This window comes from Pseudomonas sp. PA1(2017), assembly GCF_001945375.1.
In the GTDB taxonomy this organism is placed as follows: Bacteria; Pseudomonadota; Gammaproteobacteria; order Pseudomonadales; family Pseudomonadaceae; genus Aquipseudomonas.
The window spans coordinates 809,383-834,987 of the sequence record NZ_MSXU01000009.1; the positions used below are offsets into that span (position 1 = coordinate 809,383).

The 25,605-nt window shown below is 62.8% G+C and carries 24 protein-coding genes; 14 read left to right on the forward strand and 10 right to left on the reverse strand.

Annotated elements, in window-relative coordinates:
• Positions 1-76 precede the first annotated feature (76 nt).
• The 6 genes from BVH01_RS24370 (at position 77) to BVH01_RS10860 (ending at position 4,579) form a co-directional block, all read left to right on the forward strand.
• On the forward strand, positions 77-310 hold the full coding sequence (locus tag BVH01_RS24370) for a hypothetical protein (protein ID WP_139317817.1): 234 nt from the start codon (positions 77-79) through the stop codon (positions 308-310).
• A 209-nt stretch (positions 311-519) separates the two neighbouring features.
• Complete coding sequence (locus BVH01_RS10840) at positions 520-789, forward strand: hypothetical protein (protein WP_075930323.1); 270 nt, start codon at positions 520-522, stop codon at positions 787-789.
• 275 nt (positions 790-1,064) lie between these two features.
• Positions 1,065-2,090, forward strand: a complete 1,026-nt coding sequence (locus tag BVH01_RS10845; RefSeq protein WP_075930324.1) for a DNA topoisomerase IB — start codon at positions 1,065-1,067, stop codon at positions 2,088-2,090.
• An 84-nt stretch (positions 2,091-2,174) separates the two neighbouring features.
• Positions 2,175-3,185, forward strand: coding sequence for a GlxA family transcriptional regulator (locus BVH01_RS10850; RefSeq protein ID WP_075930325.1), 1,011 nt, complete (start codon positions 2,175-2,177; stop codon positions 3,183-3,185).
• Positions 3,178-3,429, forward strand: coding sequence for a DUF1272 domain-containing protein (locus BVH01_RS10855; protein WP_075930326.1), 252 nt, complete (start codon positions 3,178-3,180; stop codon positions 3,427-3,429). The genes BVH01_RS10850 and BVH01_RS10855 overlap by 8 nt, the downstream gene beginning before the upstream one ends.
• Positions 3,416-4,579 carry an MFS transporter gene (locus BVH01_RS10860; protein ID WP_256562769.1) on the forward strand — a complete coding sequence of 388 codons (1,164 nt, stop codon included), beginning with the start codon at positions 3,416-3,418 and terminating at the stop codon, positions 4,577-4,579. Before BVH01_RS10855 ends, BVH01_RS10860 begins: the two co-directional genes overlap by 14 nt.
• Here BVH01_RS10860 and BVH01_RS10865 read toward each other — a convergent pair.
• The 5 genes from BVH01_RS10865 to BVH01_RS10885 form a co-directional block, all read right to left on the reverse strand.
• On the reverse strand, positions 4,576-5,532 hold the full coding sequence (locus tag BVH01_RS10865; protein WP_075930328.1) for a diguanylate cyclase: 957 nt from the start codon (positions 5,530-5,532) through the stop codon (positions 4,576-4,578). The genes BVH01_RS10860 and BVH01_RS10865 overlap by 4 nt on opposite strands.
• A gap of 5 nt (positions 5,533-5,537) precedes the next feature.
• A complete protein-coding gene (locus BVH01_RS10870; RefSeq protein ID WP_075930329.1) occupies positions 5,538-6,527 on the reverse strand; it encodes a response regulator in 990 nt (329 codons plus the stop codon).
• Positions 6,528-6,724: 197 nt separating this feature from the next.
• Entirely contained in the window at positions 6,725-7,309 is a 585-nt protein-coding gene (nfuA, locus tag BVH01_RS10875; RefSeq protein WP_075930330.1) for a Fe-S biogenesis protein NfuA, read from the reverse strand.
• Positions 7,310-7,379: 70 nt separating this feature from the next.
• Complete coding sequence (locus BVH01_RS10880) at positions 7,380-8,399, reverse strand: acyltransferase (protein WP_075930331.1); 1,020 nt, start codon at positions 8,397-8,399, stop codon at positions 7,380-7,382.
• 171 nt (positions 8,400-8,570) lie between these two features.
• Positions 8,571-10,847 carry a fatty acid cis/trans isomerase gene (locus BVH01_RS10885; RefSeq protein ID WP_075930332.1) on the reverse strand — a complete coding sequence of 759 codons (2,277 nt, stop codon included), beginning with the start codon at positions 10,845-10,847 and terminating at the stop codon, positions 8,571-8,573.
• 188 nt (positions 10,848-11,035) lie between these two features.
• Between BVH01_RS10885 and metH the strand changes: the two genes are divergently transcribed.
• Together metH and BVH01_RS10895 are read left to right on the forward strand one after the other, a co-directional pair.
• On the forward strand, positions 11,036-14,752 hold the full coding sequence (gene metH / locus BVH01_RS10890; protein ID WP_168177277.1) for a methionine synthase: 3,717 nt from the start codon (positions 11,036-11,038) through the stop codon (positions 14,750-14,752).
• Positions 14,749-15,063: a DUF5629 family protein gene (locus BVH01_RS10895; protein WP_075930333.1), complete on the forward strand. Its 315-nt coding sequence runs from the start codon at positions 14,749-14,751 to the stop codon at positions 15,061-15,063. The genes metH and BVH01_RS10895 overlap by 4 nt, the downstream gene beginning before the upstream one ends.
• 65 nt (positions 15,064-15,128) lie before the next feature.
• Here the strand turns inward: BVH01_RS10895 and BVH01_RS10900 are convergent, their stop codons facing one another.
• The 3 genes from BVH01_RS10900 to BVH01_RS10910 all read right to left on the reverse strand — a co-directional run bounded on the left by BVH01_RS10900 (position 15,129) and on the right by BVH01_RS10910 (position 17,262).
• Positions 15,129-15,431, reverse strand: coding sequence for a DUF1883 domain-containing protein (locus BVH01_RS10900; protein ID WP_075930334.1), 303 nt, complete (start codon positions 15,429-15,431; stop codon positions 15,129-15,131).
• A gap of 37 nt (positions 15,432-15,468) precedes the next feature.
• Positions 15,469-16,263, reverse strand: a complete 795-nt coding sequence (locus tag BVH01_RS10905) for an ABC transporter substrate-binding protein (RefSeq protein WP_168177278.1) — start codon at positions 16,261-16,263, stop codon at positions 15,469-15,471.
• A 72-nt stretch (positions 16,264-16,335) separates the two neighbouring features.
• Complete coding sequence (locus BVH01_RS10910) at positions 16,336-17,262, reverse strand: ZIP family metal transporter (RefSeq protein WP_075930336.1); 927 nt, start codon at positions 17,260-17,262, stop codon at positions 16,336-16,338.
• 495 nt (positions 17,263-17,757) lie between these two features.
• Here BVH01_RS10910 and BVH01_RS10920 point away from each other — a divergent pair, with 495 nt between their 5' ends.
• Positions 17,758-19,416 carry a nitrite/sulfite reductase gene (locus tag BVH01_RS10920; protein WP_075930338.1) on the forward strand — a complete coding sequence of 553 codons (1,659 nt, stop codon included), beginning with the start codon at positions 17,758-17,760 and terminating at the stop codon, positions 19,414-19,416.
• Positions 19,400-19,897, forward strand: coding sequence for a DUF934 domain-containing protein (locus tag BVH01_RS10925; RefSeq protein WP_074887588.1), 498 nt, complete (start codon positions 19,400-19,402; stop codon positions 19,895-19,897). The genes BVH01_RS10920 and BVH01_RS10925 overlap by 17 nt, the downstream gene beginning before the upstream one ends.
• 186 nt (positions 19,898-20,083) lie before the next feature.
• Here the strand turns inward: BVH01_RS10925 and BVH01_RS10930 are convergent, their stop codons facing one another.
• Together BVH01_RS10930 and sohB are read right to left on the reverse strand one after the other, a co-directional pair.
• The gene (locus tag BVH01_RS10930) at positions 20,084-21,076 is read right to left on the reverse strand and encodes a YhdH/YhfP family quinone oxidoreductase (protein WP_075930339.1); all 993 of its coding nucleotides are present in this window, start codon (positions 21,074-21,076) and stop codon (positions 20,084-20,086) included.
• A 37-nt stretch (positions 21,077-21,113) separates the two neighbouring features.
• The gene (gene sohB / locus BVH01_RS10935; protein WP_075930340.1) at positions 21,114-22,133 is read right to left on the reverse strand and encodes a protease SohB; all 1,020 of its coding nucleotides are present in this window, start codon (positions 22,131-22,133) and stop codon (positions 21,114-21,116) included.
• 204 nt (positions 22,134-22,337) lie between these two features.
• Here sohB and BVH01_RS10940 point away from each other — a divergent pair, with 204 nt between their 5' ends.
• The 4 genes from BVH01_RS10940 (at position 22,338) to BVH01_RS10955 (ending at position 25,464) form a co-directional block, all read left to right on the forward strand.
• On the forward strand, positions 22,338-23,036 hold the full coding sequence (locus BVH01_RS10940) for a histidine phosphatase family protein (protein WP_075930341.1): 699 nt from the start codon (positions 22,338-22,340) through the stop codon (positions 23,034-23,036).
• 58 nt (positions 23,037-23,094) lie between these two features.
• On the forward strand, positions 23,095-23,406 hold the full coding sequence (locus BVH01_RS10945; protein ID WP_075930342.1) for an SCP2 sterol-binding domain-containing protein: 312 nt from the start codon (positions 23,095-23,097) through the stop codon (positions 23,404-23,406).
• Between the two features lie 196 nt (positions 23,407-23,602).
• Positions 23,603-24,670 carry a phosphotransferase family protein gene (locus tag BVH01_RS10950; protein WP_075930343.1) on the forward strand — a complete coding sequence of 356 codons (1,068 nt, stop codon included), beginning with the start codon at positions 23,603-23,605 and terminating at the stop codon, positions 24,668-24,670.
• Between the two features lie 26 nt (positions 24,671-24,696).
• Positions 24,697-25,464: an SDR family oxidoreductase gene (locus BVH01_RS10955; RefSeq protein ID WP_075930344.1), complete on the forward strand. Its 768-nt coding sequence runs from the start codon at positions 24,697-24,699 to the stop codon at positions 25,462-25,464.
• Positions 25,465-25,605 lie beyond the last annotated feature (141 nt).

Genomic DNA, 25,605 nt, shown 5'->3' on the forward strand with positions numbered 1-25,605 from the left:
AACCTGTTCAAAAGCCTCGCGAGCTAGAGCAATGCAAGGCGAAAACAGGCGAGGACGCGGAGTTTACGAGCTGTAAATGAGCAGTCCGAGCCTGTTTTTAACGCCGCAGTGCCGACGCGCAGCAGGCTTTGAACAGGTTCTAACGCTTTGCAGGCCATCGCCGGGCTTCCAAGATGGCAGTCAGAAAACCGCCACAGATTGTTTTAAGCAAGTTAAACGCCTGTCCCTATTAATAAAAAATCTGAACTTAACGGAACTGATCAGCAGGGCCATTTTCCTATTGGGTGTTGATGCCATTTTCGGTGGTTAAACATTAAGTGCACGGCCCGATGGCGTGCCGCCACCCTTGAAAACTTTGATGCCCGTCAACTTCACAAGATGATTTTCAGTTTTTTTGAAAATTAATTAATTTGGATGTGACTTGCAGGCCTCATCGAAACATCAACAGCTAGGAACGTCAGCGTTGAACAAGCTCGCTGACACTATGAATCATTGGGAAACCCTCGGAGAACCGACCCCATGAACGCTTCGCTGCGTTTCAATGATGCACTGCTGATTGCCGACCGCGCCTTTCAACCTTTCCACTGCGTGGCCTGGGCGCCGCAGGACGGTACAGGCTTACTGAACCTGACCATCGTCGACCGCACCAACACGCCGTTGATCGATCGCGCGCAACTGACCAGCAGCATCTACAGCGACCCTCAGGAGCTGGCCAAGGCTCTGAAAAAATCCCGTGACGAGCTCAGCAGCAAGGGCTTCGATCTCGCTCCCTGGAGCATGCCGGAGTAATTCCTCGGCAGTTGTTTTGCCAGTTGCCGCACTCTCGGGTGCGGCAACTTGTCTCAACGTTATAATCCCCTCCCCGCCTTTATCCGTTCACGCCGGCGCATCCGTTAAAGTCTGAACTTCCCCTCGTATTCAACGGGCTAAGTCTTTAACTGTTGTCATGAGCTGACCGGCATGCAAAACCTCTTTTTACTTCTGCCGCCCCTCTCGTATCGCATTGCCATACCCGGCGGCGGTTTTCTACAGCCCGCTCGCTGCGTGATCGGGAGCGCACCGCGATGACCAGCCTGTCGATAACGCCCGAGCTGCCCAACGACCTGCACTACGTCGACGATCGCGCGCCCGGCATCACTCGCCGCAAGCTGCGCGGCAAATTCTGCTATTTCGAACCGAACGGCGAGCGCATTCGCGACGCCCAGGAAATCGCCCGCATCGATGCCCTGGCGATACCTCCGGCCTACGTGGACGTGTGGATCTGCCCCGACCCGAAGGGCCACCTGCAGGCGACCGGCCGCGATGCCCGAGGCCGTAAGCAGTACCGCTATCATCCGCGCTGGCGCGAAGTACGCGACACCGACAAGTACGCCAACCTGCTGCTGTTCGGCAAGGCGCTGCCCAAGTTGCGCCATACCATCGAACAGCACCTGTTGCTGCCTGAACATGGCCGCGAAAAGGTCATGGCCACCGTGATCACGCTGCTCGACAACACACTGATCCGTATCGGCAACGTGCGCTACGCCAAGGAAAACCGCTCCTACGGGCTGACTACCCTGCGCAACCGGCATGTCGAGGTACAAGGCAGCGCCATCCGCTTCCATTTCCGTGGCAAGAGTGGCATCGAGCATGAAGTGGAGGTCAGCGACCGGCGCCTGGCTCGCATCATCCGCCGCTGCCTGGAGCTGCCGGGCCAGCACCTTTTCCAGTACCTGGATGCAGACGGCGAGCGCCACACGGTGACCTCGACGGACGTCAACAACTACCTGCGTGAGCTAACAGGCGCCGATTTCACCGCCAAGGATTACCGCACCTGGGCCGGCAGCGCCCTGGCGCTGACGCTATTGCGCGAACTGGAATGGCAGCCGGAAAGCTCGGCCAAGAAGCACGTGGTCGGCATGGTCAAGCAGGTCGCCGAAGAGCTGCGCAACACGCCCGCGGTGTGTCGCAAGTGCTACATCCACCCGGCGCTGATCGAAGCCTTCCATGCCGGTGAACTGGCTGACCTACGCCTGGCCGCGGCGCGCAAGGGGCTGCGCAGCGAAGAAAGCCTGCTGATGCGCTTTCTGGAGAAGTTGCCGGTCGCCTGAAAGTGGCAAGATCCGTGGGATTGATGTCATTGCCGCCACAACTTTTTCTGCCCACACTGGCCTTCTCCATTCAGAGGGGCCACCATGGACGACCGCAAATGCATCGCCGCACTGATCTACCCGGGCTTCATGAGCCTGGACGTGGTCGGCCCACTGCAGGTGTTCGCTTCCGCCAACGTCGAGCGTAATCGCCAGGGTCTGGGCGATGCCTACCGGCTATTGATGCTTGCCGACCAGCCAGGACCGGTGAACAGCTCCGCCGGCATGGGCGTGATAGCCGATGCCGCATGGCGCAACGTGGACCCCGCCAGCCTGGATACCCTGCTGATTCCCGGCGGCGCTGGTGAAACCCGACAATGCGAGAACCAGCCGCTGCTGGGCTGGCTGCGGGATTCCGAACCCCATATCCGGCGCCTGGGCTCGGTGTGCTCCGGCGCGCTGATCCTCGCGCGCACCGGGCTGCTCGACGGCAGGCGTGTGACCACCCACTGGGCCGATATCGACGCGCTGCGCCAGGACGGCAAGCTGCTGGTCGACAGCGACTGCCTGCACACCTATGCCCCCAGTGCAGGCGATGGCAGCGAGCATCTGTTCACCTCCGCTGGCGTTACCGCCGGTATCGACCTGGCATTGGCCCTGGTCGAGGCCGACCTGGGCCGCAGCACCGCACTGGCGGTGGCGCGACGCCTGGTGATGTTCCTACGCCGCCCGGGCGGCCAGGCGCAGTTCAGCGCCCTGCTCGCCCCGGAGCCGAGCCGCACCCCGCGTCTGGCCGAATTGCTCGAGTGGATTCCAACCAACCTGGGCGGCGACCTGTCGCTCGACGCCCTGGCCGACAAGGCGCGGATGACGCCACGCACCCTGTCGCGGGTATTCGCCAGGGAACTCGGCACTGGGCCGGCCGGCTATGTGGAGCGTGTTCGCCTGGAGGCTGCCCGTAGCCTGCTGCAGGACGCCCAGGCGTCGATTAGTACCGTCGCCCGCCTGACCGGCTTCGGCCACCCGGAGAACCTGCGTCGGGCCTTTCACAAACACCTGTCCATCAGCCCCCAGCAATACGCCGAACGTTTCGGCCAGGAGATCGACCATGCTTGAGCTACGCCCCAACTGCGAATGCTGCGACCGCGACCTGCCGCCGGACTCTCTCGACGCGCGCATCTGCTCGTTCGAATGCACCTACTGTAGCCAGTGCGCCGACACGCATCTCAAAGGGCACTGCCCTAACTGCTCGGGAGAGCTGGTGCGTCGGCCGATTCGCCCTGCCGCCAAGCTGCCGGCCAACCCGCCCTCGACCTTGCGCGTGCTCAAGGCGGGAGGATGCGATGCTGCTTATTCGTAACCGGGCCCTGCTGACCCTGTTTCTCGCCCAGGCGCTGTACTGGAGCTGCTCGCTGATCGGCATCACGCTCACCGCGCTGATCGGCTTGCAACTATCGCCCTACAACGCGCTGGCCACCCTGCCCCTGGCGCTGCTGGTGCTCGGCAACCTGCTGGCGACTCACCCGCTGTCGCTGTTCATGCAGCGCCATGGCCGCAGGCCCGGCCTGACCCTGGGCGCCGCAGCCGGCATACTCGGCGGCCTGACCAGCGCCCTGGGTGTCTGGCTCGGCGACTTCATCCTGTTCTGCCTCGGCGCGCTCGCCACCGGCGTCTATCAGGCCTCAGCCGCGTATTACCGTTTCGCGGCGCTGGAAACGGTGGACGATGCCTACAAGGGGCGCGCGGCTGCCTGGGTGATCGCCGGCGGCATCTGCGCCGCCCTGATTGCGCCGAGCCTGACGCTGTGGGCGCGTAACGCACTGAGCACGCCCTTCGTAGGTGCCTACGTGCTGTTGGCCGGCCTGGCGCTGCTTGGCCTGGCGTTGCTCAGCACCCTGCGCGTGGGAACCATCACCGTCGCGCCGCGAGGCGACATGCGCAGCCTGCTGGCGCGTCCGGCAATCCGCGCTGCACTGGTGGTAACGGCCATCGGCAACGGCCTGATGATTCTGGTGATGAACGCGACACCGCTGGCCATGAGCTTCTGCGGCTTGCCGCTGGAAAGCGCTGCCGGGGTGATCCAGTGGCACGTGCTGGGCATGTTCCTGCCTGCGCTGATCGCTGGCCCACTGGTGGATCGCCTGGGCAGCCGGCCGGTGGCCCTGCTGGGTATCGCAACGCTCGGCGGCAGTGCGCTGATCGGATTGAGCGGGCAAAGCCAGGCTTTCTTCCTGGTTTCCTCGCTGCTGCTGGGCATCGGCTGGAACCTGATGCTGATTGCCGGTACCACGCTGCTGGCCTCGGCCCACCAGCCCGACGAACGAGGCAAGGCCCAAGGGCTCATGGAGTTGACCAATAGCGGCGTTGCCGCCTGTGCGGCCTTCGCGTCCGGTGCACTGATCACCGGGCTGGGCTGGGCGCAGATCAACCTGGCCATGCTGCCGCTGCTGGCGATCGCCCTGATCGCACTGTTGGCACGCCCTGCAACCAGGGCAGCGGCGGCCGGCTAGACGCCGAACACCGTGACCTGGTTGCGACCGTTGCGCTTGGAGCTGTAGAGCGCCTGGTCGGCCCACTGGATGACCTGCTGGTGATCGTGGCTGGGCTCGCTCAGGTCGGCCACGCCGAGGCTGATGGTGAAGGGAATCACCTGTCCCTCGTGGCTAACCTGCAAGCGCTCGACGATCAGGCGCAAACGTTCGGCGAAGACCCGCCCGCCCGCCGCATCGACATCCGGCAGCAGCACCACGAACTCCTCGCCGCCATAGCGCCCGGCGATGTCGGTATCACGCAACTGCTCGCGCAGCACCTTGGCGACACTCTGGATCACCGTGTCGCCGGCCTGGTGGCCGTAGGTGTCGTTGACCTTCTTGAAATGATCGATATCGAAGATCACCAGCGCTGCGCTGCTGCCGTAACGGCGATGACGGGCGTGTTCGCGCTTGAGCTCCTCCTCCCAGTGGCCGCGGTTGTTCAGCCCGGTCAGCCGGTCGGTACGCGAAAGGTGCTTGAACTGATCGCTCATGGCCTGCAACTGACGCTTGTTCACCGCCACGCTGGTCACGTCATAAACGATCACGCACAGGTGCTCGATCTTGCTGTTGGTGGCCATCAGCGGCAGGATGGTGGTGTTCTGGTACATGAAATCTTCCAGCCCGGTGATCGGCTGGTAATTCTTGAAACGCACCAGGTACGGCCGTTGCTCCCAGATGGTGAAGGCCGGCGTACCCAGGGTTACGACGTTTTCCACCTTGTTGCGAAACCACACCTCGTCGACCTCGGGAAACAGCTCGAAGAACGAGCGCTCGGCCGCATCCCGGGCGGTACGCCCGGAATGGTTCTCCATGAAGCTGTTCCATACTTCCACGCGGTACTGACGGTCGAGCACCACCACGCCGACATCGATGCTCTGCACGATGGCCAGCAGCCAATGGAAATCGTTTAAATCCATGCTCTCGGCCATGCGGCTTATTCCATCAGATAGGCGAGTTTGTTGGTCAGCAGCGACACCGAATCCTCGGTGAACAGCAGCAACAGGTCGAAGTGGATGTCGTGGCCTTCGATGCTGTAGCTCACCTCGACGGCCAGGGTCTTGCGCCAGCGCTGGCTGTTGATGCGGATCAGCTCGTCGATGGAGGCATGCTCGCCGAGTATCTGCGGGTGGCCCTGGGAGAAGCTCACGTCGAGCTGCTCGGCGATGCCGCTCAGGCACGCGCCAATGAGGATGCTGGACATGTCCAGGAGCATCTCCATGGACGAATGGTTGTGCTCCTGCCACTGCATCAGCTTGGCCATGTCGGCCACTTCCGAATCATGGAAGATCAGCAGCGCCTCACCGGCGATGCCCTCGCCGATATAGCCCTGGCACACCGCAGTCAAACCATTGCCACGCTGGGCATCGGCCAGCGCCATGTGCAGCTCGCTGACCTCGAGGATATTGACGTTAGGGATCGGCAGTTGCACGAACACCCCGAGCACCCGGGCCAGCAGCGCAGCCGCACGGCCCATGGCGATGTTGACCACCTCGCGGAAGGCATCGCGAAACGACACCTTGGGCTCGGGCAGCGCCGCGACGGGCGCCGCCGCCACGTGCAGAAAGCCAAGCTGATCCAGGGTCTGGCGCAACAGCTCGGGGTCGGCAGGCTTTTTCAGGAATGCCAGGGCGCCGAGTTCCTTGACCCGGCGGATCGCTTCTTCCTGCACGTCGCCGGACACCACGATAACCTTCTGCGCACGCCCTTCGGCCTTCAGCGCCGCGAGCACGCCGTAGCCATCGAGCACCGGCATGGTGAGGTCGAGCAACAAGAGATCGAAGTGAGCCGCGCGCAGTTGCTGCAGCGCTTCTTCACCGTTGGCGGCCTGGCTGACGGTTACCGGCCAGTCCGCTGGCAAGGCGCGCAGCAGTTGCTTGCGGGCCATGTTGGAGTCATCGCAGACGAGAAGAGATGCGGTGGGCATCGATACGCCTCAAGAAGTGGGCCTGATCCGGCTTAGGCTGCAGCGAGTGTACGACAGCAACGCCATCCCTGGTGCGTTACCGACACTTATAGCAGAACGCCAGCACGCTTTCGGGTGTTTTCTAACGCTTTCGTGAAGTGAAGCATGCCAAAACGCACAAGGCGACCGAAGTCGCCTTGTCATCCCACTGGACGCGATCAGTAGTACGCGTTTTCACGATTGCTGTGGTCGGTCACGTCACGCACACCCTTGAGTTCCGGAATGCGCTCGAGCAGGGTTTTCTCGATGCCTTCCTTGAGGGTCAGGTCGGCCTGGCCACAGCCCTGGCAACCGCCGCCGAACTGCAGCACGGCAATGCCTTCGTCGACCACGTCGATCAGTGTGACCTGACCGCCGTGGCTGGCCAGACCCGGGTTGATCTCGGTCTGCAGGTAATAGTTGATGCGCTCATTGAGCGGGCTGTCTTCGTTGACCATCGGCACCTTGGCGTTCGGCGCCTTGATGGTCAGCTGGCCGCCCATGCGATCGGTGGCGTAGTCGACCACGGCGTCTTCGAGAAACGGCTCGCTGACGGCATCGATCCAGGCCGTGAAGCTGGCCAGGCCAATGGCCTGGTCTTCCGGCTTCTGCTCGCCCGGCTTGCAGTAGGCGATGCAGGTTTCCGCGTACTGGGTACCGGGCTGGGTGATGAAGACCCGGATACCGATTCCCGGCGTGTTCTGCTTGCTCAGCAGGTCGGCCAGGTAATCATGGGCGGCATCGGTAATGGTAATGGTGCTCATGGCAACTCCTCACGGTCATGGGCGAAGTGTACGCCAAATGGCCGTCGCGAATAAAGTCCTACCATTTTACTCAGGATAAGGCCTGAAGCTGGTCTTTGCCCGATCGCTCGTTGATCCATGCCTTGGCCTGGACGAAAAAGCGCTTCTCGATCAGCTCGTAACTGCCCCACGACGCCAGGGCGATCAGCGGCATGCAGGCGACGATGACCACATAGGGATCGAGATCCAGGCTGGCCTGCAGGTACCAGCCCAGGGACAGGATGATCACGTGCAGCAGATACACCGAATACGAGCAGTCGCCCATGCGTGCCAGCAGGCGGTTATCCTTGAACCACGGCTCCATGGCGATGCAGGCCGCGACGATCAGGGCGCTCGGCACGCCCCAGTGCAGCAGGCGCATGGTGTTGTCGAAGTGGTAGATGGCCAGCAGCGAACCGGAGATCACCAGCAGCGGCACCCACAGCCCCTGACGGATCCAGCCGCGGCTGTAGACCATACCCAGCAGCACGCCGAACAGGAACTCGTAGACGATGCTGTTGCGATAGAAGTTGCTCAGCCAGGGCTGGGTCGCCAGGAGGCCGAAGATCATCAGCATCACCGCCACGAACAGTAGGCGCAGGCGCTGCGGAACCACGAAAGCCAGGGCGAACAGCAGGTAGAAGAACATCTCGTAATTCAGGGTCCAGCCGACGTTGAGCGTGGGGTAGAGCCCGAAACCCGCCGGGTTTTCCGCAGGAATGAACAGCAGCGACAGCATCAGGTGCTGCAGATCGAAGGCCTGGGTGGGCATCACCGGGTTGGCGAAGGCGATGATCAGTGCGGCGATCAGCGAGTACAGCCAGTAGGCCGGCACGATGCGCAGGGCGCGGTTGAGCATGAAGCGCCACGGGGTGATGGTCTTGCCCTGGGTGGACAGGTAGATGACCAGGCCGCTGATGACGAAGAAAATATCGACGCCCACTGCGCCCTTGTCGGAAAAAAGATGGCCCATGAAGCTCTCGGCCTTGAAATCGAAAAACACCTGCATGACATGGTGAAAGACCACTACCCAGGCAGCCAATGCCCGGAGTGCCTGCACTGAAATCAGCATAAAACCGCCACTCTCCCGCTCGTTGAAACCGATACCGGGCAGCCGTCAATAATCGGCTGCCACAGCGTCCGACCGCAGTGGCGACAGAAAGATCGGATGAATTAGCGAAGCGTTGCTCGGGTACGGCTACGCCGCGGCTCTCGCGGCGATTCGCGAGAGCCGGGTTGCTGGCTACAGGTTCTGGTAGCGGTTCATGTCCAGTACGCCGGCCTCTATCGGCTCGTGCTCGCGGATATGCGCCGTCAGGTCATGGAAGTACTGCCAGAACTGCGGGTGAGTGCGACGAATGCCCCAGCGCTCGACGACCTTCTCGAAAGCGGCCGCATCGCCGGCCTGCTCCATGGCTGCCACGAAGTCCGGCACCTGGGCGGCGGGCATCGAGAACATGAAATTCGGGTAGCTGCTCATTACCTCGGGGTAGACGGTCAGGGTGTCGAGATGCGGCTGGTAGCGCAGCTCTTCGCCAAGCATGAAGGCGACGTTGCTGTGGGCACGGTTGCGCAGCAGGCTGTACACCTCGCGACGACCGTCCCCCTCGACCCGCAGCAGCGTGGTTTCCGGCAGTTGCTCGATCACCTTGAGTTGCGCGGCTGGCTTCGACGCCAGGCGGCTCAACGCCTGTTCGGCCTGACGCAACTCGGCAGGCAGGCCATCGCGATGGCAATGCTCGCCGCCACAGCGATTGATCGGATCAGGCCGGGCGTCGAGTGCGACGAAGCGCTGCAGCAGTTGCTCGGCGAACTGGCGCTTTGGATCATCGCTGCCCAGGGCCAGGCCGCTCGGGGTTTTCCGATCCACCGGGTAATAGTCCATCCACGCCTTGAGCTTGCCGCTGTACTGGTACCAGTCACCAAAGATCGCCTTGCGCGAATCGGCCGGCATCAGGCGCAGGAAGTTCTGTTCGGCGCCATTGCGGATCAAGTCGAAGTACAGGCGCGTCTGCGCCTGGTGCGAGACGTTGCCGAACACGTCGAAATTGACCACCAGTTGGTAATAGGTGCGCTCGAGCAGCGGATAGTCCATCCACCAGAGGGTCTGCGGGATCTCGCCCACCAGGCCTTTGCGCACCGAGGCGCTGTCGTGCTGGCGGAAGATCGACAGCAACGCGTTGTCGTTACCCTGCCAGATCTGCGACCACTCCGGCGCCGGAGCCGCGGCGTAGCCTTCGGTACGCAGCGCCTCGTATTCATTGCGCTTGTCACGGTAGCTGCGCCACAGGCCCAGCAGGTCGCCGATCTCGTCGAGCTGGCCCGGCATCGCCAGCAAGGGCGTGGCGGCGCCGCGATAAGCCGGGTCGGTGACGTACAGGTCGTGCTGCGGGTCCTGGAAGAACACCCAGAAGTTGTCGCGGATCACGTCGGTGGCGATCTGCCCACGGCACACCGGCCCACGGATGAAGGTGCGCACGAAGTACTCGGCGTTATCGAGCATGAACTGGTAACGGGCCTGGGCCGGAATCGCCTCGAACGCCAGAAACGGATTGGAGCGATGCTGCACGCCATAACCTGGCAGCTGACTTACCTGCCAATCGGTACCGAAGAACAGCGCGCGCACGTGCGCAAGCTTGGCGCCACTGAGCGGATAGGTGATGTGGGTCTTGTGGACGATCACCCCCTGGATCGGCATCAGCCGGTAATAGAAGTCCGTACCGGGGTCATCGTTGGGGCGCCGGGTGGCGATGATGTCCACCGGCTGCCCGCTGGGCGTGCGCGAGCGCACCAACTGAAAGAAATGCCCGGCCTCGCCCCCATCGAAATACAGATGGGCGAGAAACAGGTGCTCGTAGAGCCAGCGGCTGACCAGGCGTTGCTCATTGCCCGCGGCATTGAGAAAACGCTCCCAGTCGGCGACCTGGCGGGCTTCGGCCGGGCTGGCCTGCAGCGCTTGCTCGTCCACCGGCGCACCTTGCTGCAGCCAACGCTGTACGGTCTGGTAATCCTGTTCGGTAAGGCCGGTGACGGCGAACGGCATGCCGGCCATGGGGTTCTTGCCAGCGAAGTCGGCGAACTCACTCGGTAACGCACACTGGTTGGCGCGCTCGATGCTGATGTCCAGGTCCCTGGGCAGCTTGCTGTTGGGCGGCAGCGGCGTGGCATGGCCGAGTTCGAGCATACGCGCCATCAGCGCCGCCTGACCGCCCTGCTGCTCCAGCACCGAATGAAAATCCTTGCGGCGCCAGGCCGGCGCACCATGGGCGTCCATGAACAGCCGCGTGGTCGCTTGAGTATGGGTACGCGTGCCGTCGTAAACGGCTGCTTTGCTGGCGCCGCGCTCGACGCCTTCGCCACTGCCCAGATTGAGCTGGCATGGTGCGTCGTAGCAGGCGTGGCACGCTACGCAGTTGTGCGTGAAGATCGGCTGGATGTCGCGGCTGTAGGAAATCTCTTGGGCCACTGTCAGCGGGCTGATCAGAACGAGACAGAAGGTCAACAACAGCCGGCAGTACATGGCGCAAAATTCCACGAAATTGGCCGCGCATTCTAGCCGTTTCGTCTGTGCTATCGCTATGCCTGCATGGCCGTTCACGTGGCCATCAACATGAACATAATTCATGCACAAGTGTGCGGCGCAGAAAAACCGTCAGGGTTTGTTATCATTTGCCGCCTTGTCGTAGCCTCCCGTTCAGAGCCTTTTCCATGCCCTTGTCAGATCGCAGCGCCCGCCTCCAAGCACTTCAGCAAGCCCTCAAGGAACGCATCCTGATCCTCGACGGCGGCATGGGCACCATGATCCAGAGCTACAAGCTCGAAGAAGCCGACTACCGCGGCGAACGCTTCGCCGACTGGCCGAGCGACGTGAAGGGCAACAACGACCTGCTGCTGCTGACCCAGCCGCAGATTATCGCCGCCATCGAAAAGGCCTATCTGGACGCTGGCGCCGACATCCTGGAAACCAACACCTTCAACGCCACCCAGGTGTCCCAGGCTGACTACGACATGGAGTCGATCGTCTTTGAGCTGAACGTCGCCGGCGCGCGCGTGGCCCGTGAAGTGGCCGACGCCAAGACCCTGGAAACCCCGGACCGTCCGCGTTTCGTCGCCGGCGTCCTGGGCCCGACCAGCCGTACCTGCTCGATCTCCCCGGACGTCAACGACCCCGGCTACCGCAACGTAACCTTCGACGAGCTGGTCGAGAACTACACCGAAGCCACCCGCGGCCTCATCGAGGGCGGCGCCGACCTGATCCTGATCGAGACCATCTTCGATACCCTCAACGCCAAGGCGGCGATCTTCGCCGTGCAACAGGTGTTCGACGAGGACGGCGTTACGCTTCCGATCATGATCTCCGGCACCATCACCGACGCCTCCGGCCGCACCCTGTCGGGCCAGACCACCGAAGCGTTCTGGAACTCGGTGGCCCATGCCAAGCCGATTTCCGTGGGCCTGAACTGCGCCCTTGGCGCCGCCGACTTGCGCCCGTACCTGGAAGAGCTGTCGAACAAGGCCGGCACCCATGTGTCCGCGCACCCCAATGCCGGCCTGCCCAACGCCTTCGGCGAGTACGACGAAACCCCGGCAGAAATGGCGGCGGTAGTCGAAGAATTCGCCGCCAGCGGCTTTCTCAACATCATCGGCGGCTGCTGCGGTACCACGCCGGGGCACATCCAGGCCATCGCCGCAGCGGTCGCCAAGTACCAGCCGCGCCCGATTCCGGACATTCCCAAGGCCTGTCGCCTGTCGGGCCTGGAGCCATTCACCATCGATCGCCAGTCGCTGTTCGTCAACGTCGGCGAGCGTACCAACATCACCGGCTCGGCCAAGTTCGCCCGGCTGATCCGCGAGGAAAACTACACCGAGGCCCTGGAAGTCGCCCTGCAGCAGGTGGAAGCCGGCGCCCAGGTGATCGACATCAACATGGACGAAGGAATGCTCGACTCCAAGGCGGCCATGGTCAGGTTCCTCAACCTGATTGCCGGCGAGCCGGACATCTCCCGCGTGCCGATCATGATCGACTCCTCCAAGTGGGAAGTGATCGAGGCAGGCCTGAAGTGCATTCAGGGCAAGGGCATCGTCAACTCGATCTCCATGAAGGAAGGTGTCGAGCAGTTCAAGCACCACGCCAAGCTGTGCAAGCGCTATGGCGCCGCCGTGGTGGTGATGGCCTTCGACGAGGTCGGCCAGGCCGACACCGCGGCGCGCAAGAAGGAAATCTGCCAGCGCAGCTACGACATCCTGGTCAACGAAGTGGGCTTCCCGCCGGAAGACATCATCTTCGACCCGAACATCTTCGCCGTGGCCACCGGCATCGAGGAACACAACAACTACGCCGTGGACTTCATCGAGGCCTGCGCCTACATCCGTGACCAGCTGCCGTATGCGCTGAGTTCGGGCGGCGTGTCCAACGTGTCCTTCTCGTTCCGCGGCAACAACCCGGTGCGCGAAGCGATTCACTCGGTGTTTCTCTACTACGCGATCCAGAACGGCCTGACCATGGGCATCGTCAACGCCGGCCAACTGGAGATCTACGACGAGATTCCCAAAGAGCTGCGTGATCGCGTCGAGGATGTAGTGCTCAACCGCACGCCGGGCGGCACCGACGCCCTGCTCGCCATCGCCGACAAGTTCAAGGGTGACGGCGCCGCTAAGGAAGTCGAAAACGAAGAGTGGCGCTCGCTGCCGGTCGACAAACGCCTGGAGCACGCGCTGGTCAAGGGCATCACCGCCTTCATCGTCGAAGATACCGAGGAATGCCGCCAGCAATGCGCGCGCCCCATCGAGGTCATCGAAGGCCCGCTGATGAGCGGCATGAACATCGTTGGCGACCTGTTCGGCTCGGGCAAGATGTTCCTGCCCCAGGTGGTCAAGTCCGCTCGCGTGATGAAGCAGGCGGTTGCGCATCTGATTCCGTTCATCGAGGCGGAGAAAGGCGACAAGCCGGAAGCCAAGGGCAAGATCCTCATGGCCACCGTGAAAGGCGACGTGCACGACATCGGCAAGAACATCGTCGGCGTGGTGCTGGGCTGTAACGGCTATGACATCGTCGACCTGGGCGTGATGGTGCCAGCGGAAAAGATCCTGCAGACCGCCATCGCCGAGAAGTGCGACATCATCGGCCTGTCCGGCCTGATCACCCCGTCGCTGGACGAGATGGTCCACGTCGCCAAGGAAATGCAGCGCCAGGGCTTCAAGCTGCCGTTGATGATCGGCGGCGCGACCACCTCCAAGGCGCACACGGCGGTGAAGATCGACCCGCAGTACCGCAACGACGCCGTGGTCTACGTCACCGACGCTTCGCGCGCCGTGGGCGTGGCCACCCAGCTGCTGTCCAAGGAGCTCAAGCCCGATTTCGTGCAGCGCACCCGCGACGAATACGTGGTGGTGCGCGAGCGTACCTCGGCCCGGGCGACCCGCACCGAGCGCCTGAGCTACGTCAACGCCGTCGCCAACAAGCTGAAATTCGACTGGGCCGGCTATAGCGCTCCGCAACCGAGCTTTACCGGCGCCAAGGTGCTCGATGACATCGACCTCGATGTGCTGGCCGAGTACATCGACTGGACGCCGTTCTTCATCTCCTGGGACCTGGCCGGCAAGTACCCGCGCATCCTCACCGACGAAGTGGTCGGCGAGGCGGCCACCAGCCTGTTCAACGATGCCCAGGTGATCCTGCGCAAGCTGATCGACGAGAAGCTGATCAAGGCTCGCGCCGTGCTCGGCTTCTGGCCGGCCAACCAGGTGCGTGACGACGATATCGAAGTCTACGGCGATGACGGCCAACCGCTGGCCACCCTGCACCATCTGCGCCAGCAGACCATCAAGCCCGATGGCAAGCCGAACCTGTCGCTGGCCGACTTCGTCGCGCCAAAGGACAGCGGCGTCACCGACTACGTGGGCGGCTTCATCACCACCGCCGGCATCGGCGCCGAGGAAGTGGCCAAGGCTTATCAGGACAACGGCGACGATTACAACGCGATCATGGTCAAGGCCCTGGCCGACCGTCTCGCCGAGGCGTGCGCGGAGTGGCTGCACGAGCAGGTGCGCAAGCAGTACTGGGGCTATCAGCCGGACGAGCAGCTGAGCAACGAGGAACTGATCAAGGAAGCCTACAAGGGCATCCGCCCTGCCCCAGGCTACCCGGCCTGCCCGGATCACACCGAGAAAGGCACGCTGTTCAAGCTGCTCGACCCGGAGGCCGACTACAACCAGGCCGGCCAGAGCGGCGTGTTCCTCACCGAGCACTACGCCATGTTCCCGGCGGCTGCGGTCAGCGGCTGGTATTTCGCCCACCCGCAGGCGCAGTACTTCGCCGTGGGCAAGGTCGACAAGGATCAGATCGAACGCTACACCGAGCGCAAGGCGCAGGACCTCGCCGTCAGCGAACGCTGGCTGGCGCCCAACCTGGGGTATGACGAATGAGTGAGCAACCCTATCTGCTCGACGGGCTGGAAACCGCCGACATGCTGGTCATCGACGACCTGCACGCCTTCGACTTCCAGCTCGACGACGCGCTGCTCGACCAGGCCGAGGCCGCGGCAGAAGCGGATCAGTCGTTCGCCAGCGAAGCCGTGGTGCTGTCCATCGAGGTTCAGGATGGTCGCGACCGCAAGCGCTGGCAGTTCAGCTACAACGCGGTGATGGAGGCCGAATACGAGGCTGGCGACGACAGCTGGTTGATCGACGGCCACCGCCTGACGTGCCTGGCAGCGGTCAGTGCTGAAGGTGACTGACCTAGCAACCATCGACACAACAGTTGCCGGCAAATCCGCCTAGCGAAAAGTCAGCTGCGGCAGCGTTATGAAAGGTTCGACGAAGAACGCCTGACGATCTTGATCGAGTGCTTGAGGGTCGGCTTGCGCGTCACGCTGATCGCCTTGCGGGTCACGGTGTCGATGGTAATGTTCCAGAACCCGCTGCTGGGCACGGTGATTTTCGCCGGAAACTTGTCGAACGCGCCGCCATGATAGGTGTGGCGGCCACCATTCTTGAAGCTGCGAAAGTTCGCGTCGTTCATCAGGCGGATATTGCAGGTTTGCGAGCATTCGATGATGACCAGGTCATCCTCGTTGAGGTGCTCGCGCTGGTGGATGTACTTCATCAAGCGCTCCTCGGGGGTTTCAGGGCGCTAGCATGACTCACCAGCCGTCCGACAGCAAAGCCCGCGACCGATCGAGGCCCAGATAACTGGTCAGAATGCGCTGCCAGCTGCCGTCACTACGCATGTCGGCGAAGGCCGCTGTCATCTGCTCGGATAATGTCTGTGCGCCTTCGAGCTTGAGGCTTCCGGCGATATGGCTGCGGGTACCGCTCAACGGCTTGCCGAACACCAGCGGTGGCTCGGCATCCATCTCGCGCCACAGGTACAGGGCGCGCAGATCGATTTCGTACCAGGCCACCACTCGCCCACTGTGCAACAGCTTCGCGGCCTGCTGCGGATCGGTGACTTCCACGACCCGTTGATCACCAGTGCGGATGCGTTTGATCTCGTCGGCACGCGGCGTGCCGGCCATCACCGCCACAGGGCCGGCCTGCAGGGCATCGCTGAGGGTATCGAACGGCCGATCGAGGCTGGCGAGTACATAGGGGGTAGGCAGCACGTCGAGCAGCCAGACGAATCCGGCTTCGCGCTCGGGGGTGCGCCCCAGGTTGAGCACGATGCCACGGGGGTCGCCCTCCGCTTCGCTCAATACCCGACGCCAGGGCACACTGCGAAACACGCATTGCTGCGCGGTGCGCACGCACAACTCGTGCATCAGCTCACCGAACAAGCCGGCACGCTTGGCGACGCCATCGGCGAATGGCATCTGCCCTTGCCCGACATAGACGTTCAGCGGCTCGCCCTGCGCTGTGGCACCGCCACCCAAAACGCCCGCCAGCATGAGCATGCAGGCGGCGCGACGACCACGGGCCATGACATCATTTATGCGCACGCGCCAATCCCATTCCGATCGCTGAAGCATCAAGACGAGGCGCAGTGTGCATCAGCTCCCGGCAAATGCCTATCAGCCCAATGCCGTATCTAAGAACATCATCACAGCAAATCCGCCCATCAGCCCCAGCGTCGCAGAAGTCTGGTGCCCATTGCGATGCGTCTCGGGGATGATCTCGTGGGACACCACGAACAGCATGGCGCCAGCCGCCAGGCCCAGGCCAATGGGATAGGCCAGCGCATAACTGCTGGACATGCCGACGCCGACCAGCGCTCCCAGCGGCTCCATCAGCCCGCTGGCCGCCGCGATCAGCGCCGCACGCAACGCCGAGATGCCGATGGTGCGCAGCGCCAGGGCAATAGCCAGGCCTTCGGGAATGTCCTGAATGGCGATGGCGGTCGCCAGGGGAATGCCGACCTGCATGTCATCGGCCGCGAAGCCCACACCGATGGCCATGCCTTCGGGCAGATTGTGCAGGGTGATCGCGAACACGAACAACCACACGCGACTCAGCCGGCTGCTGTGCGGCCCCTGGGCACCCGCGCTTTCGTGCTCGTGCGGGGTGAAATGGTCGAGCCCGAGCATCAGCAGCACGCCCAGGCCAAGGCCGAGCACCACGGTCGCCGCGCCGCCCATGCCGCTGCCGGTCAGGTTCTCGGCAGCCTCCAGGCCCGGCAAGATCAGCGAGAAGGAGCTTGCCGCAAGCATCATGCCCGCCGCGAACCCCAGCATGCTGTCCTGGGTTCTGACGCTGATGCTGCCCAGCGCCAGGGCGACGAACGCACCCAGGGTGGTTGCCGCAAACCCCGCCCCGCCGCCATAGAGGGCATGACGAATGCGCTCCGGGTGCCCCTCGTCGAATACGTTGGACAGGCTGCTGACCAGCAACCACACCACCACCAGCAGGGCAACTGCCAACCCGGCTGCGACCCAGGGCGATTGACGAACCTGGGACATCCACACCTGCAGCAAGCCATTGCGCTCGGAAAGCGTTTGCATAGAACCTCGTTTATCGACCCTGAAATGAGCGGGCGTAAGCCGGCCGCCTGTTAAGTGCGACAAGCGGACTACGACTGGTGTTTCACCTGGCTGCCGCCCGGCATCGCTACGCCCGAAAAGCAGCGTTAGGCGCCTCGCCGCTGCGGATGATTCTCAGTCCTCAACACCCCGTGAAGACCGTTCGCCACGCCCTTTTGCGACGATGCACCGACACAGTTATGCATGCTTTCTCGCTTAGTACCAAAAGTTCTTTTCTTATATTCAAACATCACTTTTGCGCATAAACCTGAACTGGTATCGTGCCCCGGCTCCGCATAGGAGTGCGCGGCCGTGCGCGCAGATTTGCTGTAACAGGTCATCGAAGCATTGTGAGTGACGGCTTGCCAGGGCCACTCAGCGAACGAACGCGAGTTCGACCGCCGCTGATCCAAGCCGCACTGTCGCGCCGCAATCGCCTTTCATCGATCTGGCAAGCAGCCTGATAACAGGATTCCCATGTACGTATACGACCAGTACGACCAGAAAATCGTCGAGGACCGCGTCAAGCAGTTCCGCGATCAAACCCGCCGTTACCTCAGTGGCGAACTGAGCGGCGAAGAATTCCGTCCGCTGCGGTTGCAGAACGGTCTGTACATCCAGCGTTTCGCGCCAATGCTGCGCATCGCCGTGCCCTACGGCCTGCTGAACAGCACCCAGGTGCGCAAGCTGGCCCAGATCGCCCGTGACTACGACAAGGGCTACGCGCACATCAGTACGCGCCAGAACGTCCAGTTCAACTGGCCCGAGCTGGAAGACGTACCGGAGATTCTCGCCGAACTGGCCACCGTGCAGATGCATGCCATCCAGACCAGCGGCAACTGCATCCGCAACACCACCACAGACCAGTTCGCCGGCGTAGCCAAGGACGAGATCGTCGATCCGCGCCCATGGTGCGAAATCATCCGTCAGTGGTCGACCTTCCACCCCGAATTCAGCCACCTGCCGCGCAAGTTCAAGATTGCCGTCAACGGCGCCGCCAGTGACCGCGCCGCCATCGAAGTGCACGATATCGGCCTGGAAGCGGTGAACAACGCCGCCGGCGAACTGGGCTTCCGCGTCGCCGTCGGTGGCGGTCTGGGTCGTACGCCGATCGTCGGCAGCTTCATCAACGAATTCCTGCCGTGGCAGCATCTGATCAGTTATCTCGACGCCATCCTGCGCGTATACAACCGCTATGGCCGTCGTGACAACAAATACAAGGCGCGCATCAAGATCCTGGTCAAGGCGCTGACCCCGGAAGTGTTCGCCGAGCGCGTGAACGCCGAGTGGGCGCACCTCAAGGATGGCCCAACCACCCTGACCGAAGCCGAAGTGGCCCGCGTCGCTGCGCATTTCGTCGACCCGGCCTACCAGGCGCTGCAGGATCAGGACGCGCAACTCGCCCAGCTCGACGCCGAGCACCCGGGTTTCGCCCGCTGGCGCCAACGCAACACCTTCGCCCACAAGAAGCCGGGTTACGTGGCCGTCACCCTGTCGCTCAAGCCTACCGGCGTGGCCCCGGGCGACGTCACCGACAAGCAGCTCGACGCCATCGCCGACCTGGCCGATCGCTACAGCTTCGGCGAAGTGCGCAACAGCCATAACCAGAACATCATCCTTGCCGACGTCGAGCAGGCGCAGCTGTTCACCCTGTGGGGCGAACTGCGCGACAAGGGTTTCGCCACGCCGAACGTAGGCCTGCTGACCGACATCATCTGCTGCCCGGGCGGCGACTTCTGCTCCTTGGCCAACGCCAAGTCGATTCCGGTGGCCGAAGCCATCCAGCGCCGCTTCGACAACCTGGACTACCTGTTCGACATCGGCGACATCGACCTGAACATCTCCGGTTGCATGAACGCCTGCGGCCACCACCACGTAGGCCACATCGGCATTCTCGGCGTCGACAAGAAAGGCCAGGAGTTCTACCAGGTGTCCCTCGGTGGCAGCGCCGGTCGTGACGCCAGCCTGGCGCAGATCCTCGGCCCGTCTTTCGCCCAGGACGACATGCCAGACGTGATCGACAAGATCGTCAACGTCTACGTCGAGCAACGCACCGAAGAAGAAAGTTTCATCGACACCTTCCGCCGTATCGGTGTCGCCCCGTTCAAGGAGCGCGTATATGCAGCGAATCATTAAGAACGGCCAGATCGTCGACGAAAGCTGGCACCTGCTGCCCAAGGAAACCGCCTTCGAAGAACTGTCCAACTGCGACGACCTGATCGTGCCGCTGAACCTCTGGCTCGAACATGGCCATGCTTTGAAAGCCCGCGACGGCGGCCTGGGTGTTTGGCTGGACGCCGAGGAAGAGATCGAATCGATCGTCGATTCGCTGGACGCCTTCCAGGTCATCGCCCTGAACTTCCCGGCCTTCACCGACGGCCGTCACTCGTCCTCCGCTTATCTGCTGCGTACCCGCTATGGTTTCAAGGGCGAGCTGCGCGCCATTGGTGACGTGCTGCGTGACCAGCTGTGGGCGCTCAAGCGCTGCGGCTTCGATGCTTTCGCCCTGCGCGAAGACAAGGACGCCGAAGACGCCCTGAAAGCCTTCGAGGAGTACTCAGAGGTCTACCAAGCCTCCGCCGACGAGCCTCAACCGCTGTTCAGGCGCCGCGCCTGAGAATGGAAAAACCCGCCTCTCGGCGTAATGCTGTTCACTTAGGCTGCAGAGCGAGATGATTCATCGCTTGTATTGGCCTTGAAACCCAGGAAAAACGTCGCTTCCACATTTCGAAAAAGCGGCGTTTTTTCTTAAGTGAACAGCATTACGCCTCTCGGCGGGTTTTTTATGGGCGCTTTTCCGGCCTCAGTCGAGCCTGACCAGCACCCGACCCGCCTGTTCGCCCTGCAGGATGCGCTCGATGGCTGCCGGCAACTCGTCAAGCCCGACCTCAGTGGCCAGGGCTTCCAGATTCGGCAGCTTCCACTGTAACGACAGTTTGTCCCACATCGAGGCCTTGACGACCAGGGGCAACTCGACCGAGTCGACCCCCAGCAGATTTACGCCACGCAGGATGAACGGCAGCACGCTGGCCTGGAATTCGACGCCGGCGGTCAACCCGCAACAGGCCACGCTGCCGCCATAGCGGGTAGCCTTGAGCACGTTGAACAGGATGTCGCCACCCACGGTGTCGACAGCCCCGCTCCATTGCTCGCGCAGTAGTGGCCGATCGGTTCCGCTTTGCAGCTCCAGCCGCGGCACCACCTGGGACGCACCCAGGCGCGTGAGCATGTCGGCCTGCTGGGCCTTGCCCGTGGCTGCGCTCACCTGATAGCCCAGCGTGCTGAGCAGCAGCACCGCGATGCTGCCGACCCCACCACTGGCACCGGTAACCAGTACCGGGCCGTTCTGCGGCTCGACGCCGGCCTGCTCCAGTTTGTCGACGCACAGCGCCGCAGTCAGGCCTGCGGTGCCGAGAATCATCGCCTCGCGCAGTGACAGCCCTTGCGGGCGTTTGATCGCCCAACTGGCAGGTACCCGGATGTACTGACCAAAGCCACCGGCCGTGTTCATGCCAAGGTCGTAGCCAGTAACGATCACCTCATCACCTTCGGCGAATTCGGCGGCGCTGGAATGCTCCACCACGCCAGCCGCATCGATACCCGGCGTATGCGGGTAATGCTTGCTGACCCCACGCTGCCCGGTAGCGGACAGCGCATCCTTGAAATTCAGCGAGGAATAGCGAACGCGGATCAACAGCTCACCAGCGGGCAAATCGGCCACGTCGCGCTCGACCACTTGCAGGCCGAAATGGCCATTGGTATCGGGCGCAGCTTGCAGGGCAGTGAAATTCGTCATCCAGACCTCCTTGATCCGCTCACGCGGAGAGTGCGGGTTACCAGAAGCGCTGCTGGGTCAGACGGCCCAACCAGGTCAGGGCAAAGCGATCCAGCGCTACGCTGGCAGCCAGGCCGACACGCTCCTGCAGGGATTTCTTCTGCACGTAGTGCAGCTGGTAAAGGTCGGCCTCACGCGCACGCTCGGCCAGGTACTCGTCGCTGGTTTTCAACTCATCGACCAGTTGCTTCTCCATGGCCGCCATGCCGAGCCAGACTTCACCGGTGGCGATCTCGTCGATCTCCAGCTGCGGACGGTAGCGGGCCACGAAGTTCTTGAACAGCTCGTGGGTGGTTTCCAGGTCTTCCTGGAATTTCTCGCGGCCCTTTTCGGTGTTCTCGCCGAACACCGTCAGGGTGCGCTTGTACTCACCGGCGGTCAGCACCTCGAAATCGATGTCGTGCTTTTTCAGCAGGCGGTTGACGTTGGGCAACTGGGCAACCACGCCGATGGAGCCGAGAATGGCGAACGGAGCGGAAATGATCTTCTCGCCGATGCAGGCCATCATGTAACCGCCACTGGCGGCGACCTTGTCGATGCACACCGTCAGCGGCACGCCAGACTGGCGAATCCGCGCCAGCTGCGACGAGGCCAGGCCGTAGCTGTGCACCATGCCGCCGCCGCTTTCCAGGCGCAGCACAACTTCATCCTGGGGCGTGGCGAGGCTCAGCAGTGCGGTGATCTCGTGGCGCAGGCCCTCGGTGGCCGAAGCCTTGATGTCGCCATCGAAATCGAGCACGTAGACCCGCGACCTGGTTTGCGGCTGTTTCTTGGCAGCCTTGGCGGCCTTCGCTTCCTCTTTGCCCAATGCCTTGAGCTGTTCCTTGTCGAGAATCGATTGTTCGAGGCGCTGGCGCAGCGCCTTGTAGAAATCGTTGAGTTTGGTGACCTGCAACTGGCCGCCGCTGCGACGCCCCCGGCTGCGCAGCACCGCAACCGCCACCAACACGACCAGAATGGCCACCACGAGCGTCACCGTTTTGGCCAGAAACCCTGCGTAATCAGCAAGAAACTCCACACACTTCCCCTTTATTCAATCGTCAGCCTCGCCTGGAGGCCCGCATCGTTCAGCATACCGGCGCTACCGCACAGCGAACAGCCAGCGCGCGGGGTTTCGAACCTGCAACGAGCAATTCAAACAAACGTATGAATTTTCGTTGACAGCTTCCGCCCATCCCTCCTACCCTCGCCTCACATTCAAGGTTCCCGGGTTGCAGCGCACGTGGGCAGCATCTACCTGATTCGACATGGCCAGGCCTCATTCGGTGCAGAGGATTACGATGTCCTCTCGTCGCTGGGCGAGCGCCAGTCGACTTTGCTCGGCAGCCACCTGGCCCGGACCGGCCTGCAACTCGATCGCGCAGTCAGCGGCAGCCTGACCCGCCAGGTCCATACCGGCCGTCTGGTGCTCGAACAGCTTGGCGAGTCGACGGCGCTGGAAACCGATGCCGCCTTCAACGAATTCGACGCCGGAGGCGTGATCCGCACCCTGCTCCCCGCGCTGTTGCCGCATGAGCCCCAGGCGCTGGACGTGATGCGCAACGCCGCGCACAACCGTGCCGAGTTCCAGCGCCTGTTCGTGAGCCTTATCGATACCTGGGTCGGTGGCGACTATGACGCGCCCGCGCTGCAGAGCTGGCAGGCCTTTCTGGATCAGGTCAACAGCGGCCTGCAACGCCTGCTCGAACAGGCCCACGGCCGCGAGCGCATCGCCGTGTTCACCTCCGGCGGCACCATCACCGCCCTGATCCACCTGCTGACCGGCATGCCGGTCGCCAGCGCGTTCGCCATGAACTGGCAAATCGTCAACACCTCGCTAAGCTGCCTGAAGTTCCAGGGCGAACGGGTGACCCTAGCTTCCTTCAACAGCCACGCGCATTTGCAGCTGTTGAACACCCCATCGCTCATTACCTATCGCTGAGCGACGGTCAACGTGCCCGCGAGGGCGCAGAACAATCGGAAATCACAAGGAAACCACCATGAGCGTCGCAGACATCGTCCAAACCATGAAAGCCAAGTTCAACCCAAGCGCCGCCGAAGGCCTGGACCTGGTTTTCCAGTTCAACATCGAAGATGCCGACAACCACTACCTGATCGTCAAGGACGGCACCTGCGACGTGAAACAGGGCGACAGCCCGGACGCCAACGTCACCCTGATCATGGACAAGGAAACCTTCAAGGGCATCACCACCGGTGAAACCGACGGCATGCAGGCGTTCATGGCCGGCAAGCTGCGCGCTGAAGGCGACATGATGCTGGCGCTCAAGCTGAGCGAACTGTTCCCGGTCTGAGTACGGGCGAACGGCTCGAATCGCGAAACCGGAATCCCAGGATTCCGGTTTTTTTTGGCCTGCCGACCGGCGCATCAGCAGGTTTGATTCGCCACCAACAGCCGTATCGATAAGCCTGCGCCGCGCTTGTGGCCCGATGCCGGGCTGATTAGATTGACCCCATCATCACCGCCAATGAAAACGAGAAGGGATAGGGATGACACTCACCGACCGGCCCAGCGCCATCCGTCAGGGCGAAGAGCTCGACGCCCGCGCCATCGATGCTTACCTCAAGGCTCACATCAGCGACCTGCGCGGTGAGCCGCAGATCAGCCAGTTCCCGGGCGGCGCCTCCAACCTGACTTACCTGCTGCGCTATGACGATCGCGAACTGGTGCTGCGCCGCCCGCCTTTCGGCCGCAAGGCCAAGTCCGCCCACGACATGGGCCGCGAGTTTCGCATTCTCAACCAGCTCAGAGACGCCTTCCCGTACTGCCCGCAGGCGTTCGTGCACTGCACCGACGAATCGGTGATCGGCGCCGAGTTCTACGTCATGCAGCGTGTGGACGGCATCATCCTGCGTGCCGACCTGCCGGCAGAGCTGCAGCTCACGGCCGATCAAACCACCTCCCTGTGCAAGAGCTTCATCGACCGCCTGGTCGAGCTGCACCAGGTCGATTACCAACGCTCTGGCCTGGCCGACCTGGGCAAGCCCGATGGGTACGTGGCGCGGCAGATCAGCGGCTGGAGCGAGCGCTACGACAACGCGCGCACCCCCGATGCGCCCGGCTGGCAGGCGGTTCGCAGCTGGTTGCAGGAGAAGATGCCGGCCGACCACCCGCGGCCGGCCATCGTGCACAACGACTATCGCTTCGACAACGTGATCCTCGATGCCAACGACCCGCTGCGCATCATCGGCGTGCTCGACTGGGAGCTGACCACCCTGGGCGACCCGCTGATGGATCTGGGCAACACCCTGGCCTACTGGATCGAAGCGGACGACCCAGCGCCCGTACAACTGATGCGCCGCCAGCCGAGCAACGCGCCCGGCATGCTGACCCGCCAGGCCTTCGTGGATTACTACGCCGAGCGCGCGGGCGTCCGCTTCGACTGCTTCGATTTCTACTACATCTACGGCCTGTTCCGCCTGGCCGGCATCGTCCAGCAGATCTACTACCGCTACTACCACGGGCAAACCGCCGACAAGCGCTTCGCCTCCTTCGTGCAGATGAACGCCTTGCTCGAACAGATGGCCCTCGGGGTCATCGCGCGCTCATCGCTCTGACGCCCTTCCTTACCGAGACTCACGCCATGTCCAAGACCCAGTTGTTCGACCTCGACGGCAAGATCGCCTTCGTTTCCGGTGCCAGCCGCGGCATCGGTGAAGCCATCGCCCACCTGCTGGCTCAGCAAGGCGCCGAGGTGATCGTCGCCAGCCGCAAGCTGGACGACTGCCAGACCGTGGCCGACGCCATCGTCGCCAAGGGCGGCAAGGCCGTGGCGATGGCCTGCCATATCGGCGAGATGGAACAGATCCAGGCGGTGTTCGCCGAGATTCGCCAACGCTTCGGCCGGCTCGACATCCTGGTCAACAACGCGGCGACCAACCCGCAGTTCTGCAACGTGCTGGACACCGACCTGGGCGCCTTCCAGAAGACCGTCGACGTGAACATCCGCGGCTACTACTTCATGTCCATCGAAGGCGGCAAGCTGATGAAGGAGAACGGCGGCGGTAGCATCATCAACGTGGCGTCGATCAACGGCGTGTCGCCGGGTGAATTCCAGGGCATCTACTCGGTGACCAAGGCGGCTGTGATCAGCATGACCAAGGTGTTCGCCAAGGAATGCGCACAGTTCGGCATCCGCTGCAATGCCCTGCTGCCGGGGCTGACCGACACACGCTTCGCGTCGGCGCTGACCAAGAACGAGGCGATCCTCAACTTCGCCCTGCAGCGCATTCCGCTCAAGCGCGTCGCCGAACCGAGCGAAATGGCCGGTGCGGTGCTGTACCTGGCCAGCGAGGCGTCGAGCTACACCACTGGCGTGGCGTTGAATGTCGATGGCGGGTTCCTGTCCTGAAAACTGGCTGCGAGCCTTGAGGCTGTGATCGTGCGGTTGTGTGGGCGGTAAAAACAGAAGCAACCACTCAAACCAACCTGTGGGAGCCCCGACCTCGGGGCGAAACGATTGCAGCCTGACTGCCTATTTCGGCGGTGCCTG

Bases quoted from the DNA above. Each gene is read 5' to 3' on its own strand.
- BVH01_RS24370 (WP_139317817.1), top strand. From the start codon at position 77: ATGAGCAGTCCGAGCCTGTTTTTAACGCCGCAGTGCCGACGCGCAGCA.
- BVH01_RS10840 (WP_075930323.1), top strand. From the start codon at position 520: ATGAACGCTTCGCTGCGTTTCAATGATGCACTGCTGATTGCCGACCGC.
- BVH01_RS10845 (WP_075930324.1), top strand. From the start codon at position 1,065: ATGACCAGCCTGTCGATAACGCCCGAGCTGCCCAACGACCTGCACTAC.
- BVH01_RS10850 (WP_075930325.1), top strand. From the start codon at position 2,175: ATGGACGACCGCAAATGCATCGCCGCACTGATCTACCCGGGCTTCATG.
- BVH01_RS10855 (WP_075930326.1), top strand. From the start codon at position 3,178: ATGCTTGAGCTACGCCCCAACTGCGAATGCTGCGACCGCGACCTGCCG.
- BVH01_RS10865 (WP_075930328.1), bottom strand. From the start codon at position 5,532: ATGGCCGAGAGCATGGATTTAAACGATTTCCATTGGCTGCTGGCCATC.
- BVH01_RS10870 (WP_075930329.1), bottom strand. From the start codon at position 6,527: ATGCCCACCGCATCTCTTCTCGTCTGCGATGACTCCAACATGGCCCGC.
- nfuA (WP_075930330.1), bottom strand. From the start codon at position 7,309: ATGAGCACCATTACCATTACCGATGCCGCCCATGATTACCTGGCCGAC.
- BVH01_RS10880 (WP_075930331.1), bottom strand. From the start codon at position 8,399: ATGCTGATTTCAGTGCAGGCACTCCGGGCATTGGCTGCCTGGGTAGTG.
- BVH01_RS10885 (WP_075930332.1), bottom strand. From the start codon at position 10,847: ATGTACTGCCGGCTGTTGTTGACCTTCTGTCTCGTTCTGATCAGCCCG.
- metH (WP_168177277.1), top strand. From the start codon at position 11,036: ATGCCCTTGTCAGATCGCAGCGCCCGCCTCCAAGCACTTCAGCAAGCC.
- BVH01_RS10895 (WP_075930333.1), top strand. From the start codon at position 14,749: ATGAGTGAGCAACCCTATCTGCTCGACGGGCTGGAAACCGCCGACATG.
- BVH01_RS10900 (WP_075930334.1), bottom strand. From the start codon at position 15,431: ATGAAGTACATCCACCAGCGCGAGCACCTCAACGAGGATGACCTGGTC.
- BVH01_RS10910 (WP_075930336.1), bottom strand. From the start codon at position 17,262: ATGCAAACGCTTTCCGAGCGCAATGGCTTGCTGCAGGTGTGGATGTCC.
- BVH01_RS10920 (WP_075930338.1), top strand. From the start codon at position 17,758: ATGTACGTATACGACCAGTACGACCAGAAAATCGTCGAGGACCGCGTC.
- BVH01_RS10925 (WP_074887588.1), top strand. From the start codon at position 19,400: ATGCAGCGAATCATTAAGAACGGCCAGATCGTCGACGAAAGCTGGCAC.
- BVH01_RS10930 (WP_075930339.1), bottom strand. From the start codon at position 21,076: ATGACGAATTTCACTGCCCTGCAAGCTGCGCCCGATACCAATGGCCAT.
- BVH01_RS10945 (WP_075930342.1), top strand. From the start codon at position 23,095: ATGAGCGTCGCAGACATCGTCCAAACCATGAAAGCCAAGTTCAACCCA.
- BVH01_RS10950 (WP_075930343.1), top strand. From the start codon at position 23,603: ATGACACTCACCGACCGGCCCAGCGCCATCCGTCAGGGCGAAGAGCTC.
- BVH01_RS10955 (WP_075930344.1), top strand. From the start codon at position 24,697: ATGTCCAAGACCCAGTTGTTCGACCTCGACGGCAAGATCGCCTTCGTT.